The 14,689-nt window shown below is 69.2% G+C and carries 17 protein-coding genes; 16 read left to right on the forward strand and 1 reads right to left on the reverse strand.

Annotated elements, in window-relative coordinates; translation table 11 throughout:
- Positions 1–97 precede the first annotated feature (97 nt).
- Genes FHY02_RS02105 through FHY02_RS02115 form a run of 3 tightly spaced genes read left to right on the forward strand, consistent with a single transcriptional unit; the run spans position 98 to position 2,102 of the window.
- The gene (locus FHY02_RS02105) at positions 98–505 is read left to right on the forward strand and encodes a hypothetical protein (protein ID WP_183920014.1); all 408 of its coding nucleotides are present in this window, start codon (positions 98–100) and stop codon (positions 503–505) included.
- A 59-nt stretch (positions 506–564) separates the two neighbouring features.
- Positions 565–1,287: a phosphatidylserine decarboxylase gene (locus tag FHY02_RS02110; protein WP_183920016.1), complete on the forward strand. Its 723-nt coding sequence runs from the start codon at positions 565–567 to the stop codon at positions 1,285–1,287.
- 2 nt (positions 1,288–1,289) lie between these two features.
- Positions 1,290–2,102: a phosphatidylcholine/phosphatidylserine synthase gene (locus FHY02_RS02115; protein WP_183920018.1), complete on the forward strand. Its 813-nt coding sequence runs from the start codon at positions 1,290–1,292 to the stop codon at positions 2,100–2,102.
- Here the strand turns inward: FHY02_RS02115 and FHY02_RS02120 are convergent.
- Positions 2,038–2,277 carry a hypothetical protein gene (locus tag FHY02_RS02120; RefSeq protein WP_183920020.1) on the reverse strand — a complete coding sequence of 80 codons (240 nt, stop codon included), beginning with the start codon at positions 2,275–2,277 and terminating at the stop codon, positions 2,038–2,040. The two genes, FHY02_RS02115 and FHY02_RS02120, sit on opposite strands and share 65 nt — an antisense overlap.
- Before the next feature lie 319 nt (positions 2,278–2,596).
- Here FHY02_RS02120 and rpsB point away from each other — a divergent pair, with 319 nt between their 5' ends.
- The 13 genes from rpsB to FHY02_RS02185 all read left to right on the forward strand — a co-directional run bounded on the left by rpsB (position 2,597) and on the right by FHY02_RS02185 (position 14,597).
- Entirely contained in the window at positions 2,597–3,382 is a 786-nt protein-coding gene (gene rpsB, locus FHY02_RS02125) for a 30S ribosomal protein S2 (RefSeq protein WP_183920022.1), read from the forward strand.
- A 144-nt stretch (positions 3,383–3,526) separates the two neighbouring features.
- Positions 3,527–4,462: a translation elongation factor Ts gene (gene tsf, locus FHY02_RS02130; RefSeq protein WP_183920024.1), complete on the forward strand. Its 936-nt coding sequence runs from the start codon at positions 3,527–3,529 to the stop codon at positions 4,460–4,462.
- Between the two features lie 329 nt (positions 4,463–4,791).
- Entirely contained in the window at positions 4,792–5,535 is a 744-nt protein-coding gene (gene pyrH / locus FHY02_RS02135) for a UMP kinase (RefSeq protein WP_183920026.1), read from the forward strand.
- Positions 5,522–6,079, forward strand: coding sequence for a ribosome recycling factor (frr, locus tag FHY02_RS02140; protein WP_183920028.1), 558 nt, complete (start codon positions 5,522–5,524; stop codon positions 6,077–6,079). Before pyrH ends, frr begins: the two co-directional genes overlap by 14 nt.
- A gap of 28 nt (positions 6,080–6,107) precedes the next feature.
- Positions 6,108–6,839 (forward strand): isoprenyl transferase, encoded by a 732-nt coding sequence (locus FHY02_RS02145; protein WP_183920030.1) that lies wholly within the window; start codon positions 6,108–6,110, stop codon positions 6,837–6,839.
- Positions 6,840–6,849: 10 nt separating this feature from the next.
- A complete protein-coding gene (locus tag FHY02_RS02150) occupies positions 6,850–7,662 on the forward strand; it encodes a phosphatidate cytidylyltransferase (protein WP_183920032.1) in 813 nt (270 codons plus the stop codon).
- The gene (locus FHY02_RS02155; protein ID WP_183920035.1) at positions 7,659–8,816 is read left to right on the forward strand and encodes a 1-deoxy-D-xylulose-5-phosphate reductoisomerase; all 1,158 of its coding nucleotides are present in this window, start codon (positions 7,659–7,661) and stop codon (positions 8,814–8,816) included. The genes FHY02_RS02150 and FHY02_RS02155 overlap by 4 nt, the downstream gene beginning before the upstream one ends.
- A complete protein-coding gene (locus FHY02_RS02160) occupies positions 8,813–9,946 on the forward strand; it encodes an RIP metalloprotease (protein WP_183920037.1) in 1,134 nt (377 codons plus the stop codon). Before FHY02_RS02155 ends, FHY02_RS02160 begins: the two co-directional genes overlap by 4 nt.
- Before the next feature lie 124 nt (positions 9,947–10,070).
- The gene (bamA, locus tag FHY02_RS02165) at positions 10,071–12,740 is read left to right on the forward strand and encodes an outer membrane protein assembly factor BamA (protein WP_183921389.1); all 2,670 of its coding nucleotides are present in this window, start codon (positions 10,071–10,073) and stop codon (positions 12,738–12,740) included.
- On the forward strand, positions 12,740–13,399 hold the full coding sequence (locus tag FHY02_RS02170) for an OmpH family outer membrane protein (RefSeq protein ID WP_183920039.1): 660 nt from the start codon (positions 12,740–12,742) through the stop codon (positions 13,397–13,399). Before bamA ends, FHY02_RS02170 begins: the two co-directional genes overlap by 1 nt.
- Positions 13,396–13,908: a 3-hydroxyacyl-ACP dehydratase FabZ gene (fabZ, locus tag FHY02_RS02175; RefSeq protein ID WP_183920040.1), complete on the forward strand. Its 513-nt coding sequence runs from the start codon at positions 13,396–13,398 to the stop codon at positions 13,906–13,908. The genes FHY02_RS02170 and fabZ overlap by 4 nt, the downstream gene beginning before the upstream one ends.
- Before the next feature lie 98 nt (positions 13,909–14,006).
- On the forward strand, positions 14,007–14,237 hold the full coding sequence (gene rpmE, locus FHY02_RS02180; RefSeq protein ID WP_183920042.1) for a 50S ribosomal protein L31: 231 nt from the start codon (positions 14,007–14,009) through the stop codon (positions 14,235–14,237).
- Positions 14,238–14,273: 36 nt separating this feature from the next.
- Complete coding sequence (locus FHY02_RS02185; protein WP_183920044.1) at positions 14,274–14,597, forward strand: PilZ domain-containing protein; 324 nt, start codon at positions 14,274–14,276, stop codon at positions 14,595–14,597.
- Positions 14,598–14,689: the final 92 nt, after the last annotated feature.

The following is a 14,689-nucleotide window of genomic DNA, read 5'->3' on the forward strand; positions in this document are numbered from 1 at the left end:
CGGCGGCGGTGCCTGCCGGACGGTGGATCCTGAAACGAGTTCAGGATGACGCCCGGGGGGTACCGCTCGAACCAGAAGATGGGAGGTCCCGGCCGCGATGCCGCGGGACCCTTTCGGCGGCACCGCCGTTCGTGTCGCGATGCGAACGATCCGCTTCCCCGCCGTCCTCGCGCTGCTGCTACCGGCCCCTGCGCTCGCCGACACGCTGCCGCTCACCCGCGGCTATTACGTCGAGGCCGGGAGGCCGTGCCGCGGCGCACCCAACGTGGCGCTGCGCGACTATCAGGGTGACGGGATCGGCTCGAGCAAGGCCGGTCAGTGCCACGCGCGCGTCCTCGCCCGCATCGGCCAGCGCTACACGCTGCGGCAGAGCTGCGTGCAATATGGCGGGCCGCGCCAGTATCGCGCCGCCGAGCGGCTCAAGATCCGGGTGGACAGCCGCACCAGCTACACCGACCTGCGCGCCGGTGCGCAGTATCGCTGGTGCCGGACGACTAACCTGTGACGGTGACGCCGGCCAGCAAGCGCGTTGTCACCGCGCGCGCCGGTCGATAGGACGAAGCGATGACTTCGCTCGACAAGCCGCCGGTCGTCACCACGACCGTGAAGTGGCGCTTTCCCGCCGTCCACCCCGAGGGGCAGAAATTCACCGCCATCGCCTTCGGCATCACATTGCTGATGACGATCGTGTCCAAGGTGTTCTTCTGGCCCTTCCTAGGCCTGACTCTGTGGGTCGCCGCCTTCTTCCGCGATCCCGTGCGTACCACCCCGATGGGCGACGATCTGATCGTCTCACCCGCGGACGGGCTGATCACGATGATCGAGCGCGTCCCTGTGCCGCGCGAGCTGATCGGCGATCTCGGTGAGATGCCGATGGTGCGCGTGTCGGTGTTCATGTCGGTGTTCGACGTGCACATCAACCGCTCGCCGATCGCGGGGACGATCCGCCAGGTCGTGTATATCTCGGGCAAGTTCCTCAACGCCGATCTCGACAAGGCGTCCGAGGAGAATGAGCGCCAGCATTTCGTGGTCGAGGGCTTCGATGGGCGCCGTGTCGGCTTCACGCAGATCGCGGGCCTGGTGGCGCGCCGCATCGTCGGCTTCGCCAAGATCGGCGACATCGTCGCCGCCGGCCAGCGCGTCGGCCTGATCCGCTTCGGCAGCCGCGTCGACGTCTACCTGCCCGAGGGCTACGCCCCGCAGGTGGCGCTCGGCCAGCGCGCGATCGCGGGCGAGACCGTGCTGGCGCGGTTCGGCGCCGAGCGCGTCAGTGGCGTCGCGCAATAATCATGCGCCGCCCGGTCCGCCGCCCGCTGCGTCGCCCGCCTGGCGGACTTCCGTTGCGCGCGGTCGCGCCCAACGCGGTTACCGCGCTGGCGCTCTGCTCCGGCCTGTCGGGGATCCGCTTCGCGATCTCGGGGCACTGGGAGCTGGCGGTGACGATGGTGCTGCTCGCGGGTGTGCTCGACGGGCTCGACGGCCGCGTCGCGCGCATGCTCCACGGCGAGAGCCGCTTCGGCGCCGAGCTCGACTCGCTCTCCGACGCGATCTCGTTCGGCGTCTCGCCCGCGCTGATCCTGTATCTGTGGTCGCTCCACGCCCTGCCGCGCTTCGGCTGGATGGCGGCGCTGGTGCTCGCGGTATTCTGCGCACTGCGGCTGGCGCGCTTCAACGCGAACATCGACGCCGACGACCAGCCGCATAAATCGGCCGGCTTCCTCACCGGCGTGCCCGCACCCGCGGGGGCCGGTCTGGCGATGCTGCCGCTGTTCCTGTGGTTCGTCACCGATGAGCCGCTGTTGCGCGACCCGCGGCTGGTCGCACCCTGGACGGTGGGCATCGCACTGCTGATGGTGTCGAGCCTCGCGACCTTCTCCTGGTCGTCATTGCGGCTGCGCCCCAACATCCGCTTCGAGGCGATCGCGGTCGTGGTGGCGGTAGGAGCAGCGGCGGTCAGCGCGCCGTGGCAGACGGCCGCGGCCGCGGGCATCGCCTATCTGCTGGCGATGCCGTTCAGCGTCGCCAGCTACGCGCGGGTCAGGCGGCTCCGCGCTGGCGGAGCGGCGTCACTGCCGGCACCGCCGAACCCGCCCAGCGCCTGACCGCGATCCGCCGCTCGGCGCGAACCAGAGTCGCGAGCGGGGCGGGACGCGCCGCCGCCATCTCGCCGCGCAGCGCGCCGACGATCTTGTCGAGACTGGGCGCCAGCGTCGCGTGGAGCGCATAGCCCGCGGTCGTGAGCGCGCCGCCGAAGATCGCGAGGGTCATCACCGTCATCATTGTTCGACTCCCGTTCCGCGGCTTGGCCAGTAGAACCTCTGCGTCTGCAGAGGGTTCCGAGATCAATCCCAGATCGGTACTGGTCCGATCCGGCTTCGGAACGATCCTGCCGTGCTTCTGCCGTTCACCCTGTGTTCTCCCGCCTTGTTCCAACTATGTTCACGCTTGTCAAGCGTTTGTTCTCCCGCTTGCGATCGCCCGGCCGATCAGCTAAGGCGCGCCCCTCAACCCCGCATGGGAAGCATCAGCTACCGGTGCGCCGCCTTCCAGGCCGCGTCACTCGCTTCCCAGAGGCTTAACCGGAAGGAATTTGATTATGGCGGCACCTGTCGTCACGATGCAGCAGCTCATTGAGACCGGCGCTCACTTCGGCCACCAGACGCACCGCTGGAATCCGAAGATGAAGCCCTACATCTTCGGCGAGCGCAACGGCGTCCACATCATCGACCTGTCGCAGACCGTGCCGCTGTTCGCGCGCGCGCTCGACTTCGTCAGTTCGTCGGTCGCCTCGGGCGGCAAGGTGCTGTTCGTCGGCACCAAGCGCCAGGCGCAGGAGCCGGTCGCCGAGGCGGCGCGTCGCGCTGGCCAGCACTTCGTCAACCATCGCTGGCTCGGCGGCATGCTGACCAACTGGAAGACGATCAGCAACTCGATCAAGCGCCTCAAGGCGCTCGAGGAGCAGCTGTCGGGCAACACCGCCGGCCTCACCAAGAAGGAAGTGCTGCAGCTCACCCGCGAGAAGGACAAGCTCGAGCTCTCGCTCGGCGGCATCCGCGACATGGGCGGCATCCCGGACGTCATGTTCGTGATCGACGCCAACAAGGAGGAGCTCGCGATCAAGGAGGCCAACACGCTCGGCATCCCGGTCGTGGCGATCCTCGATTCGAACGTGTCGCCCGACGGCATCGCCTTCCCGGTGCCCGCCAACGACGACGCGGCGCGTGCCATCCGCCTGTACTGTGAGGCAATCGCCATCGCGGCGACGCGCGGCAACCAGCAGCAGCAGGCCGGCCGTGGCGTCGACCTGGGCGCGATGAGCGAGCCGCCCGCCGAGGAGGCGCTCACGGTCGAGACGCCCGCGGCCGAGCCCGCCGCCGCCTGACCCGGACGTCCGCGCGGGCAGCCCTCGCGCGGACGCACGATTGTCACGGAGGCTGCCTAAGCCGCGGCCTCCCTCATTTCCCCTCGGCGCGCGGCGATTCACCGATCGTCGCGCGTCGATGCAAAACCAGCTGAGGACAAGACGATGGCCGATATCACGGCAGCGATGGTCAAGGACCTGCGCGAGAAGAGCGGCGCGGGCATGATGGACTGCAAGAAGGCGCTCAGCGAGACCTCGGGCGACATGGACGCCGCGCTGGACTGGCTGCGCACCAAGGGCCTCGCGGCCGCGCAGAAGAAGTCGAGCCGCACCGCGGCGGAGGGCCTGGTCGGCGTCGCGGTGAGCGGCACCAAGGGCGCCGCGGTCGAGGTCAACTCGGAGACCGACTTCGTCGCCAAGAATGAGCAGTTCCAGAACTTCGTCCGCGAGGTCACCCAGATCGCCCTCGCCAGCGGCGGCGACGTCGAGGCGATCAAGGCGGCGCAGATGCCGTCGGGCACCACCGTCGCCGAGGCGCTGACCAACAATATCGCGACGATCGGCGAGAACCAGTCGATCCGCCGCGCGCGCTCGCTGTCGGTGAGCCAGGGCGCGGTCGTGGCCTATGTCCACAACCAGCAGGCGCCGGGCCTGGGCAAGATCGGCGTGCTCGTCGCGCTCGAGAGCGCGGCGTCGGACGAGGTGCTGCAGGGCCTCGGCAAGCAGCTGGCGATGCATATCGCCGCGGCCTTCCCCAAGGCGCTCAACGAGGAGGATCTCGACGAGGCCGAGATCGAGCGCGAGCGCGCGATCGCGGCCGAGAAGGCGGGTGAGTCGGGCAAGCCGGCCGACATCATCGCCAAGATGGTCGAGGGCTCGATCGCGAAGTACCGCAAGGAGCATGCTTTGGTCAGCCAGCTGTTCGTGATGGACGGCAAGACCAAGATCAGCGACGTCGTCGCCAAGGCGGGCAAGGACGCCGGCGCCGAGATCAAGCTGGTGGACTATGTCCGCTTCCAGCTCGGCGAGGGCATCGAGAAGGAAGTCTCCGACTTCGCCGCCGAGGTCGCCGCGGCCTCGGGCGTGCCGCAGCCGGTCTGATACCGAACCGTCCGGTTAAGACAATGCGCCGCCGCCCTGGCCGATGTGCCGGGGCGGCGGTTCGCGTTTTGGCGGGTGAACTCCTCCCCGGGACGGGGAGGGGGACCGCCCGGCGCAGCCGGGTGGTGGAGGGGGTTTTCCACGCAACGCGGCCTTCGCGGATAGCCCCCTCCACCATGCTGCGCATGGTCCCCCTCCCCGCGAGCGGGGAGGATCTTCAGGCCTCGACAGCCTCTCCCTCCCGTCTCGCCGACTGTGTCAACCCATTGCCAGCCGCGGACCCGCCGCCTAGGGTCCGCGCCGCTCCGCCCCCTGTACAACGAGACCCAATGACCCAGCCCCGCTACAAACGCATCCTGCTGAAACTCTCCGGCGAAGTGCTGATGGGCGAGGGCGGTCTCGCGATCGATCCCGCGGTCACCGCGCGCGTCGCGGAGGAGATCGCGGACGTGAAGGCGCAGGGCTATGAGCTGTGCATCGTCGTCGGCGGGGGTAACATCTTCCGCGGGCTCGCCGCCGCGGCCAAGGGCTTCGAGCGCGGCACCGCCGATTACATGGGGATGCTCGCCACCGTCATGAACGCGCTCGCGGTGCAGAACGCGCTCGAGCAGATCGGCGTCGACACGCGCGTCCAGTCGGCCATCCCGATGCACTCGGTGTGCGAGCCCTTCATCCGCCGCCGCGCCGAGCGCCACCTCGAGAAAGGGCGCGTCGTGATCTTCGCCGCCGGCGTGGGCTCACCCTTCTTCACCACCGATTCGGGCGCCGCGCTGCGCGCCGCCGAGCTCAACTGCGACGCGCTGTTCAAGGGCACCTCGGTCGACGGCGTGTACGACGCCGATCCGAAGAAGGACCCACAGGCGACCCGCTACGAGACGGTCAGCTACGACATGGTGCTGGCCAAGAACCTCAAGGTGATGGACGCCAGCGCGGTGGCGCTGTGCCGGGATTCGAACATTCCCATCGTCGTGTTCAACATCCGCGAGCACGGCAACTTCGCCGCCGTGCTGCGCGGTGAGGGCGTCTCGACGGTGGTGCAGAAGAAGATGGAGACGACCGATGCCCGCGTATGACAAGGCCGACCTCGAGCGCCGCATGCACGGCGCGGTGGAGTCGCTCAAGGGGGATCTCGGCGGGCTTCGCACCGGCCGCGCCTCGACGTCGCTGCTCGATCCGGTGACGGTCGAGGTGTACGGCGCGCACATGCCGCTCAACCAGGTGGCGACCGTGTCGGTGCCGGAATCGCGCATGCTGTCGGTGCAGGTGTGGGACAAGACCAATGTCGGCCCGGTCGAGAAGGCAATCCGCTCCGCCGGGCTCGGGCTCAACCCGATCAACGACGGACAGACCCTGCGCCTGCCGATCCCCGACCTGACCGAGGAGCGCCGCAAGGAGCTCGCCAAGCTCGCCGGCCAGTATTCGGAGAAAGCCAAGATCGCGGTGCGCAACGTCCGCCGTGACGGCATGGACGCGCTCAAGACCGACGAGAAGAAGGGCGTGATCTCCGAAGACGAGCGCAAGCGGCTCGAGACCGAGGTGCAGAAGCTCACCGACGCGACGATCGCCGACATCGACTCGGTCTCGGCCGCGAAGGAAAAGGAAATCCTCAACAAGTGACGTCGCTCGCGCCTGGGGGGGAGGGCTGATGGCGACCGCCGCGATGCCGCGCGAGGCGCCGGCGGTGCTGCCGCGCCACGTCGCCATCATCATGGACGGCAATGGCCGCTGGGCGGCGCAGCGCCACCTGCCGCGGGCCGCGGGCCATCGCGCCGGGGTCGAGGCGGTGCGCTCGGTCACCCGCGCCGCGCGCGCGATGGGGCTGGAGGCGCTGACGCTCTATGCCTTCTCCTCGGAGAACTGGCGCCGTCCGGAGGACGAGGTCGGCGCGCTGATGAAGCTGCTCAAATTCTTCATCCGCAACGACCTCGCCGAGCTGGTGCGTGAGAATGTGCGGTTGCGCGTGCTCGGCGACTATCGCCGCTTCCCCGCCGACGTGGTCGAGCTGGTCGACGACGCGCTGGCGCGCACCGCCGCCAACACCGGCCCGATCCTCGCGATCGCGCTCAACTATGGCGCGCAGGCTGAGCTGGTCACCGCCGCCCGCCGCCTCGCCGAGCGTGCCGCGCGCGACGGGCTCGCGCCCGAGACGATCGACGCCGCCGCGATCGAGGCCGAGCTGGAGACGCGCGACCTGCCGCCGCTCGATCTGCTGATCCGCACCTCGGGCGAGCAGCGCCTGTCCAATTTCCTGCTGTGGCAGGCGGCCTATGCCGAGCTGCTGTTCGTCGACACGCTGTGGCCCGACTTCGACTCCGCCGCGCTCGCCGCCGCGCTCGACTCGTTCGGCAAGCGCCAGCGCCGCTACGGCGGGCTGTGACCCGCCGCGCATGACCGAGCCGACGCCCGACGCCAAGCTGCGTACCCCGTCCAACCTGCGGCTGCGAATGATCGCCAGCGTCGCGATGATCGCGGTGGCGAGCGTCGCGCTGGTGCTGGGCGACATCGCCTTCTGGCTGCTCGCGGTGGTGATCGCGCTGTTCATGATGGCGGAATGGTCGGACCTGGAGAAGGTCTCGCCCAAAACGAAGCGGCTGGCGCAGTTCGCGCTGAGCGTGCCGCTGGCGACCATGGCACCGGCGTGGCTGATCATCGAGCCGCGGCCCTTCTTCACGCTCGGGCTGATCGCGGGCGCTGCCTTCTTCGTCGCGATCGTCACGCGGCTGCCGCAGCTCGCGCTCGGCGTGGTCTATTGCGCGCTGCCCGTGCTCGCGCTGGTGGTGCTGCGGCGGCAGGGCGAGGGGCTGCTCGAGACCTTCTGGGCGATGTCGCTGGTCTGGGCGTGCGACATCGGCGCTTTCTTCGCCGGTCGATCGATCGGCGGGCCCAAATTGGCGCCGCGGCTCAGTCCCAACAAGACCTGGGCCGGGCTGATCGGCGGCGCCGTAGCGGCCACCGCGCTCGGCGCGCTGCTGCACGCTGCCGCGGGACTGCCGCTGGTGCTGGCGCTCGCCTCGCCGCTGCTCGCGGTGCTGGCGCAGGCGGGCGACCTCTACGAGAGCTGGCTCAAGCGCCGCGCGGGCGTGAAGGATTCGGGCAACATCCTGCCGGGCCACGGCGGCGTGCTCGACCGGCTCGACGGGCTGGTGCCGGTGGCGCCCGTGGCGGCGCTGCTGGTCGTGTCGCTGGGTGCGTTCGGGTGAGGACCGTCTCGATCCTGGGGGCGACCGGCTCGGTCGGCACCTCGACGCTCGACCTCGTCGAGCGCGAGCCCGACCGCTTCCGCGTCGTCGCGCTCACCGCCAATTGCGACGTCGAGCGGCTCGCCGCGGCGGCGCGGCGCACCGGGGCCGAGCTGGCGGTGGTGGCGGACGAGGCGTGTCTCCCCGCTTTGCGCGAGGCGCTCGCCGGGACCGGCACCGCGGTGGCGGGGGGCGCGCAGGCGGTGTGCGACGCCGCCGCCTCGGGCGCGGACTGGACGATGGGCGCGATCGTCGGCTGCGCCGGGCTGCGGCCGACGCTGGCGGCGATCGAGCGCGGCGGCACGGTGGTGCTGGCCAACAAGGAGCCCTTGGTCTCCGCGGGCGACATCATCACCGCCGCCGCGGCGACGAACGGCGCCACGTTGCTGCCCGCCGACAGCGAGCACAACGCGGTGTTCCAGTGCCTCGATCCGACCCGCCCCGAGAGCGTCCGCCGGATCATCCTGACGGCGAGCGGCGGCCCGTTCCGCGACTGGACGCTCGAGCAGATGGCAGCGGTGACGCCCGCGCAGGCGGTGGCGCACCCGAACTGGTCGATGGGCGCCAAGATCTCGGTCGACAGCGCGACGATGATGAACAAGGGACTCGAGCTGATCGAGGCGGCGCGCTTGTTCCCGGTGCCGCCCGAGCGGATCGAGATCGTGATCCACCGCCAGTCGGTGATCCACTCGATGGTGGATTATGTCGACGGCTCGATGCTCGCGCAGCTCGGTCCGAGCGACATGCGCGTGCCGATCGCGCACTGCCTCGCCTGGCCCGAGCGGATGGCGACGCCGATGGCGCCGCTCGACCTCGTCAAGCTCGGCCGGCTCGACTTCGAGGCGCCCGACGCGCTGCGCTTCCACGCGCTCACGCTGGCGCGCGACGCCGCCGAGGCGGGCGGGGCGCGGCCGGCGATCCTCAACGCCGCGAACGAGGTGGCGGTGGCCGCTTTCCTGGCGGGCGCGATCGGCTTTCTTGAAATCGCCGCAATCGTCGACGATACGCTACAACGCTACGACCCGGCCGCGCCGGAGACGCTCGACGCGGTGCTCGCGATCGACGCGGAAGCGCGAAGGAGAGCCGGCGAGCGCGTGAAGGATTGCGTCGCTTGATCCAGACCCCTGGCGTATTGATCACCGCTCTGGCCTTCGTCCTGGTGATCGGCCCGCTCGTCTTCGTCCACGAGATGGGCCATTATCTCGCCGGGCGCTGGTTCGGGGTGCACGCCGAGGCCTTCTCGATCGGCTTCGGGCGCGAGATCGCCGGCTGGACCGATCGCCGCGGCACGCGCTGGAAGCTCGCCTGGCTGCCGCTCGGCGGGTACGTCCGCTTCGCCGGCGACATGAACCCGGCGAGCCAGCCCGGGCCCGAGTGGCTCGCGCTGCCCGCCGAGGAGCGCGCGCGCACCTTCCAGGCCAAGCCGGTGTGGCAGCGCGCGATCGTCGTCGCTGCCGGACCCGTCGTCAATTTCGTGCTGGCGGTGCTGATCCTCGCGGGCTTCGCGCTGGCGTACGGCGACGCGCGCACGCCTGCGGTGGTGGGCGAGGCGCTGCCCCGCACCGCCGCCGCGGCCGCCGGCCTGCGCGCGGGCGACCGGGTCACCGCGCTCGGCGGGCGCGAGATGGACACGTTCGAGGACATGGTCCGCTACGTAAAGATCCGGGCGGGCGAGCGCGTCCGCATCGATTACGTCCGGGGCGACCGCCGCGCCGCGGTGGACGCGACGATCGGTACGCAGCTGCAGCGCGATCGCTTCGGCAACGAATATCGTGTCGGCCTGCTCGGCATTGCGCCGACGACGCCGGTCATCACCGAAGTCGGCGTGTTCGAGGCACCGGTCGTCGCGGTGCGGCGCACCGGCCAGATCGTCGGGATGATGGTCGAGACGATCGGCCAGATCGTCACCGGGCGGCGCTCGGTCAAGGAGCTGGGCGGGCCGCTCTCGATCGCCAAGGCGTCGGGCGAGCAGCTCACGCTGGGGCCGGACGCGTTCGTCTTCCTGATCGCGCTCGTGTCGATCAATCTCGGGTTCATCAATCTTTTGCCAGTGCCGATGCTCGATGGCGGTCACCTGTTCTTCTACGCGATCGAGGCGGTGCGGCGGAAACCGGCGCCGCCCGAGCTGGTCGAATGGGCGTTCCGCGGCGGGCTGGCGGCGGTGCTCGCGCTGATGCTGCTGGTGACGTTCAACGACCTCAGCAACCGCGGGCTGTGGCAGCAGCTGGCCGGCTTGATCGGGTGAGCAAGGTAAGGCAGGGCGACGCGGCCCGCATGCGTGGCGGTTACTCTCGGGTGGGATTTAGGTGACGGTGCTGAACGTTTCAACTTCGCGGGCGCGTGCCTCGGCGACCTTGCTGGGCTGCACGATGCTGGCCGGCGTGCCGCTCGCCGCCGCGGCGCAGACCCGCCCCGCGCCCGCCGCGACTCCGGCGACCGCGGCGGCGCAGCCGCCCGCCGCCACGGTCACGCCGGCGCCGCAGGCCGCGCGCACGATCACCTCGCTGCGCGTCGAGGGAACGCAGCGGATCGAGCCCGAGACCGCGCTGAGCTACACCAAGCTGCGCCAGGGCCAGCCCTATACCAACGAGACGCTCGATCAGGCGATCAAGGACCTTTACGCCAGCGACCTGTTCGCCGACGTGACGATCGACGGCGCCGCGACCGGCAACATCGTGATCCGCGTGCGCGAGAACCCGATCATCAACCGCGTCATCTTCGAGGGCAACAAGCGCCTCAAGGAAGACAAGATCGGCAAGGAGGTGCGGCTCAAGCCGCGCCAGATCTTCACCCGCTCTGCGGTGCGCGCCGACGTCGCGCGGATCATCGAGTTGTACCGCCGCCAGGGCCGCTTCGCCGCGACGGTGCAGCCCAAGATGGTCAGCCTCGACCAGAACCGCGTCGACGTGATCTTCGAGGTGAGCGAGGGGCCGAAGTCCAAGGTCCGCCAGATCAACATCATCGGCAACAAGGTATTCGACGACGGGAAGCTGCGCGCGCAGATGGCCACCAAGGAGGCGCGCTTCTTCCGCATCCTGTCATCGGGCACGTCCTACGACCAGGACCGGCTCGCCTATGACCAGCAGAAGCTGCGGCAATTCTACCTTACCGAGGGCTATGCCGACTTCCGCGTCACCTCGGCGGTGGCGGAGCTGACACCCGACCGCAAGGACTTCATCATCACCTACGTGGTCGAGGAGGGCGAGCGATACAAGTTCGGCGACGTCACCGTCGACAGCGACATCCGCGACTTCGACGGCAAGAAGATGGCGACCACGCTCGGCATCAAGAAGGGCGACTGGTACAACGCCAAGCTGGTCGAGGACACGGTCGAGCATCTCAGCGAGACCGCCGGGCTGTTCGGCTATGCCTTCACCGAGGTGCAGCCCGACTTCCAGCGCGACTCCGAAGCGCACACGATGTCGATCAACTTCCACATCGGCCAGGCGCAGCGCACCTATGTCGAGCGGATCGACATCACCGGCAACACCCAGACGCAGGACAAGGTGGTGCGCCGCGAGGTCCGCCTCGCCGAGGGCGATGCCTTCAACAGCTTCCAGGTCAAGCGCTCGCAGGATCGCATCAACAGCCTGGGCTATTTCCAGGACAAGTTCGAGATCAAGCAGACGCCCGGCAGCGCCGCCGACCGCGTCGTGCTCGAGGCCAACGTCGAGGAAAAATCGACGGGTGAGCTCCAGCTCTCGGCGGGCTTCTCCAGCCTGGAGCGCTTCATCATCCAGGCGAACATCACGCAGAACAATTTCCGCGGCAAGGGGCAGACGCTCCGCGCCGGCGTGAACTATTCCAGCTATTCCAAGTCGATCGAGCTGGGCTTCACCGAACCGTATGTGTTCGACAAGAACATCGCGCTGGGCGTCGACCTGTTCCGCCGCGACTATAATTCGTTCAATTTCTACGGTACCGATCGCCGCACGACCTACAGCCAGGTGTCGACCGGCTTCCAGATCCGCACCGGCGTGCCGCTGACCGAATATTGGCAGCTCGCCGGCCGCTACACCTTCTCCTACGACAAGGTGGGGCTGGACCAGAACTCCTTCTTCACCAACGGCTCCTGCGACCCGCTCAAGGCCGGGCGCTATCTCTGCGAGGCGCTGGGCAACCGGCTTACCTCGATGGTCGGCTACTCGCTGATCTACGACAGCCTCAACAGCCGCCTGCGCCCGACAGCGGGCCAGCGTTTCGTGTTCAGCCAGGACTTCGCCGGGCTGGGTGGTTCGGTGAAATATGTCCGCACCCGGGTCGAGGGATCTAAGTTCTGGAACGTCGGCGGCGGGTTCATCGCCTCGATCGTGGGTGAGGGCGGGTATATCCGCTCGCTCGAGAAGTCGCGCGGCGAGGGGGTCGATCGGGTCCGCATCACCGACCGCTTCTACCTCGGCGAGCCGCAGTTCCGCGGCTTCGACATCCGCGGTGTGGGGCCACGCGTGAAGCGGCAATATTACACGACCGACGCCAATGGCGCGCAGGTGCTCGTCACCGACCGCGACCAGATCATCGACGACGCGCTCGGCGGCACGGCTTATTATCTCGGCCGCTTCGAGATCGAGATCCCGCTCGGCTCGGGCGCGCGCGAGCTAGGGCTGCGCCCGTCGATCTACGCGCAGGTCGGCAGCCTCTTCAACATCACCCGTCCGCTGCCGACCGCGGTGTTCCCGACGACCACGGACGCGAACGGCAATACGGTGGTATTGCCGCTGCCGGTGTACAACGATGCCAAGCAACCGCTCTATTATTACACCAATGCCGACGGTCTCAGCGTCTCCACCACCTGCGCCGCCGGCATTCCGGGCGCCAATGGCAGCTGCAACGGCGTGATCGCGAACAACCCGCAGATCGCGTCGCAGCCGTTCCAGGAGACGTTCCTCGGCGACTCGGCGCGTCCGCGCCTCTCGGTCGGCATCGGCGTCAACTGGAACTCGCCGTTCGGCCCGCTCCGCATCGATCTCGCCAAGGCGCTGCTGACCCAGCCCGGCGACGACAAGAAGCTCATCACCTTCAACGTAGGGACTCAGTTCTGATGACCACCTTCAAGCACCTCCTGCTCGCCGCCGCGCTCGTCGCGCCGGCCGCGCTGACCGCCCCCGCCGCGACCGCGCAGGTCGGCGGCGTCGCCGTCGCCGATCCCGAGGCGGCGGTCGCCAATTCCAAGGCCTGGGCGACCGCCCGCACGCAGATCCAGACCCAGTATAAGGCGCAGCTCGACCAGGCGAACACGCGCCGCCAGGCGATCCAGACCGAGCTGCAGCCGCTCGTCGCCGCCTATCAGAAGGCCGCCGCCGCCCCCGGCGCGACCGAGGCATCGCTGCGCACCCAGGCGCAGGCGATCCAGACCCGCGAGCAGACCGCCAACGCCGAGCTTCAGCGCCTCACCGCGCCCGCCTCGCGCGCCCAGTCCTACGCGATCGAGCAGATCTCGGCCAAGCTGCAGGACGCGGTGGGCGCCGCGGCGCGCGCCAAGAACGTCAGCCTGCTGCTGCGCCCGAACGCGGCGCTGTTCGCCAACCCCACCGCGGACATCACCTCGGCGATCACCGCGGAGCTCGACCGCACCGTGCCGACCGTCGGCATCACGCCGCCGGCCAACTGGCAGCCGGGCCAGCAGGACGGCGGTGCCGCCGCCGCGGCGCCGGCCGCGGCCGCGCCCGCGACCAACAATCGCGCGCCGACCGGCCGATGAGCGACGCCCCGCTCGGTCAGTCGCCCGGCGGGGCGAACGGTGACTCGGGCGGGCCGATCGGCCCGCTCGACGTCACTCGCGTGATGGCGCTGCTGCCGCATCGCTACCCGATGCTGCTCGTCGACCGCGTCGAGACGCTGGTGCGCGATCGCTCGATCCGCGCCACCAAGGCGGTATCGATCAACGAGAGCTTCTTCCAGGGGCATTTCCCCGGCCGCCCGATCATGCCGGGCGTGCTGATCATCGAGGCGCTGGCGCAGGCCGCGGGCGTGCTGGCGGTCGAGAGCCTCGGCCTGGCCGGCTCGGGCAAGCTGGTCTACTTCATGGCGATCGAGGGCGCGAAGTTCCGCAAGCCGGTCGAGCCGGGCGTGCTGCTGTCGCTTGAGGTCGAGTTCGTCCAGAAGCGCAGCGCGGTGTGCAAGTTCGCCGGCGTCGCGAAGATCGACGGCGCGGTCGCCGCCGAGGCGAACTTCACCGCGATGATCGCCGATCCGCCCGCCGCGGCGTAGCACCCCTCCGCCGTGCTTTGACTTTGCCGCGCGCGCGCTGTAGGGCGCGCGGCTTGCTGTCCCAGGCTGGTCGGAACCAGCCGCTCAGGAGCGTGACCGTGAAGAACGATATCCACCCCGACTATCACATGATCAAGGTGCAGATGACCGACGGCACCGTCTACGAGACCCGCTCCACCTGGGGCAAGGAAGGTGACGTGATGACGCTCGAGATCGATCCGCTCGCGCACCCGGCCTGGACCGGCGGCAAGGGCCAGATGCTCGACCAGGGTGGCCAGGTCGCGCGCTTCAACAAGCGCTTCGGCGGCGGGCTCACGCTGCGTAAGTAAACCTGTTGTTAGGCATGGCGGCGTAGCATCGCCGCCATGTTCGCTGCCGAATATGTCCCCGCCGAGCGCCCCGTCCGCCGCGGACGTCGCGCCCCCGTCGCCGTCCCGGCACCGGTCGAGCAGAGCGGCATGGCGCGCACCCTGTGCAAGGTCATGGATCTCTCGCTGCACGGCTGTCGGTTGCTGACCTTCTCCGCCATGGCGCGCGACGAGTCGATCTGGCTCACGATCCCCGGTTTGGGCGTGGTCGCCGCGATCGTCGTCTGGGCCGACGATCTGGTGGCGGGCTGCCAATTCCTCTCGCCGCTGACGGACGAGACGTTCGAGTCGCTCGTCCTGCGGTACGGCCTACCGCACTGAGGCGTCACGCGCCGCGTGAGCAGGCGGTGGCGACTGTCCGCAAACCGTCTTTCTGACTAGCGTCATCCTGAACTCGTTTCAGGATCCACGCA

It is taken from the genome of Sphingomonas sp. BK069 (assembly GCF_014193405.1).
Lineage (GTDB): Bacteria > Pseudomonadota > Alphaproteobacteria > Sphingomonadales > Sphingomonadaceae > Sphingomonas.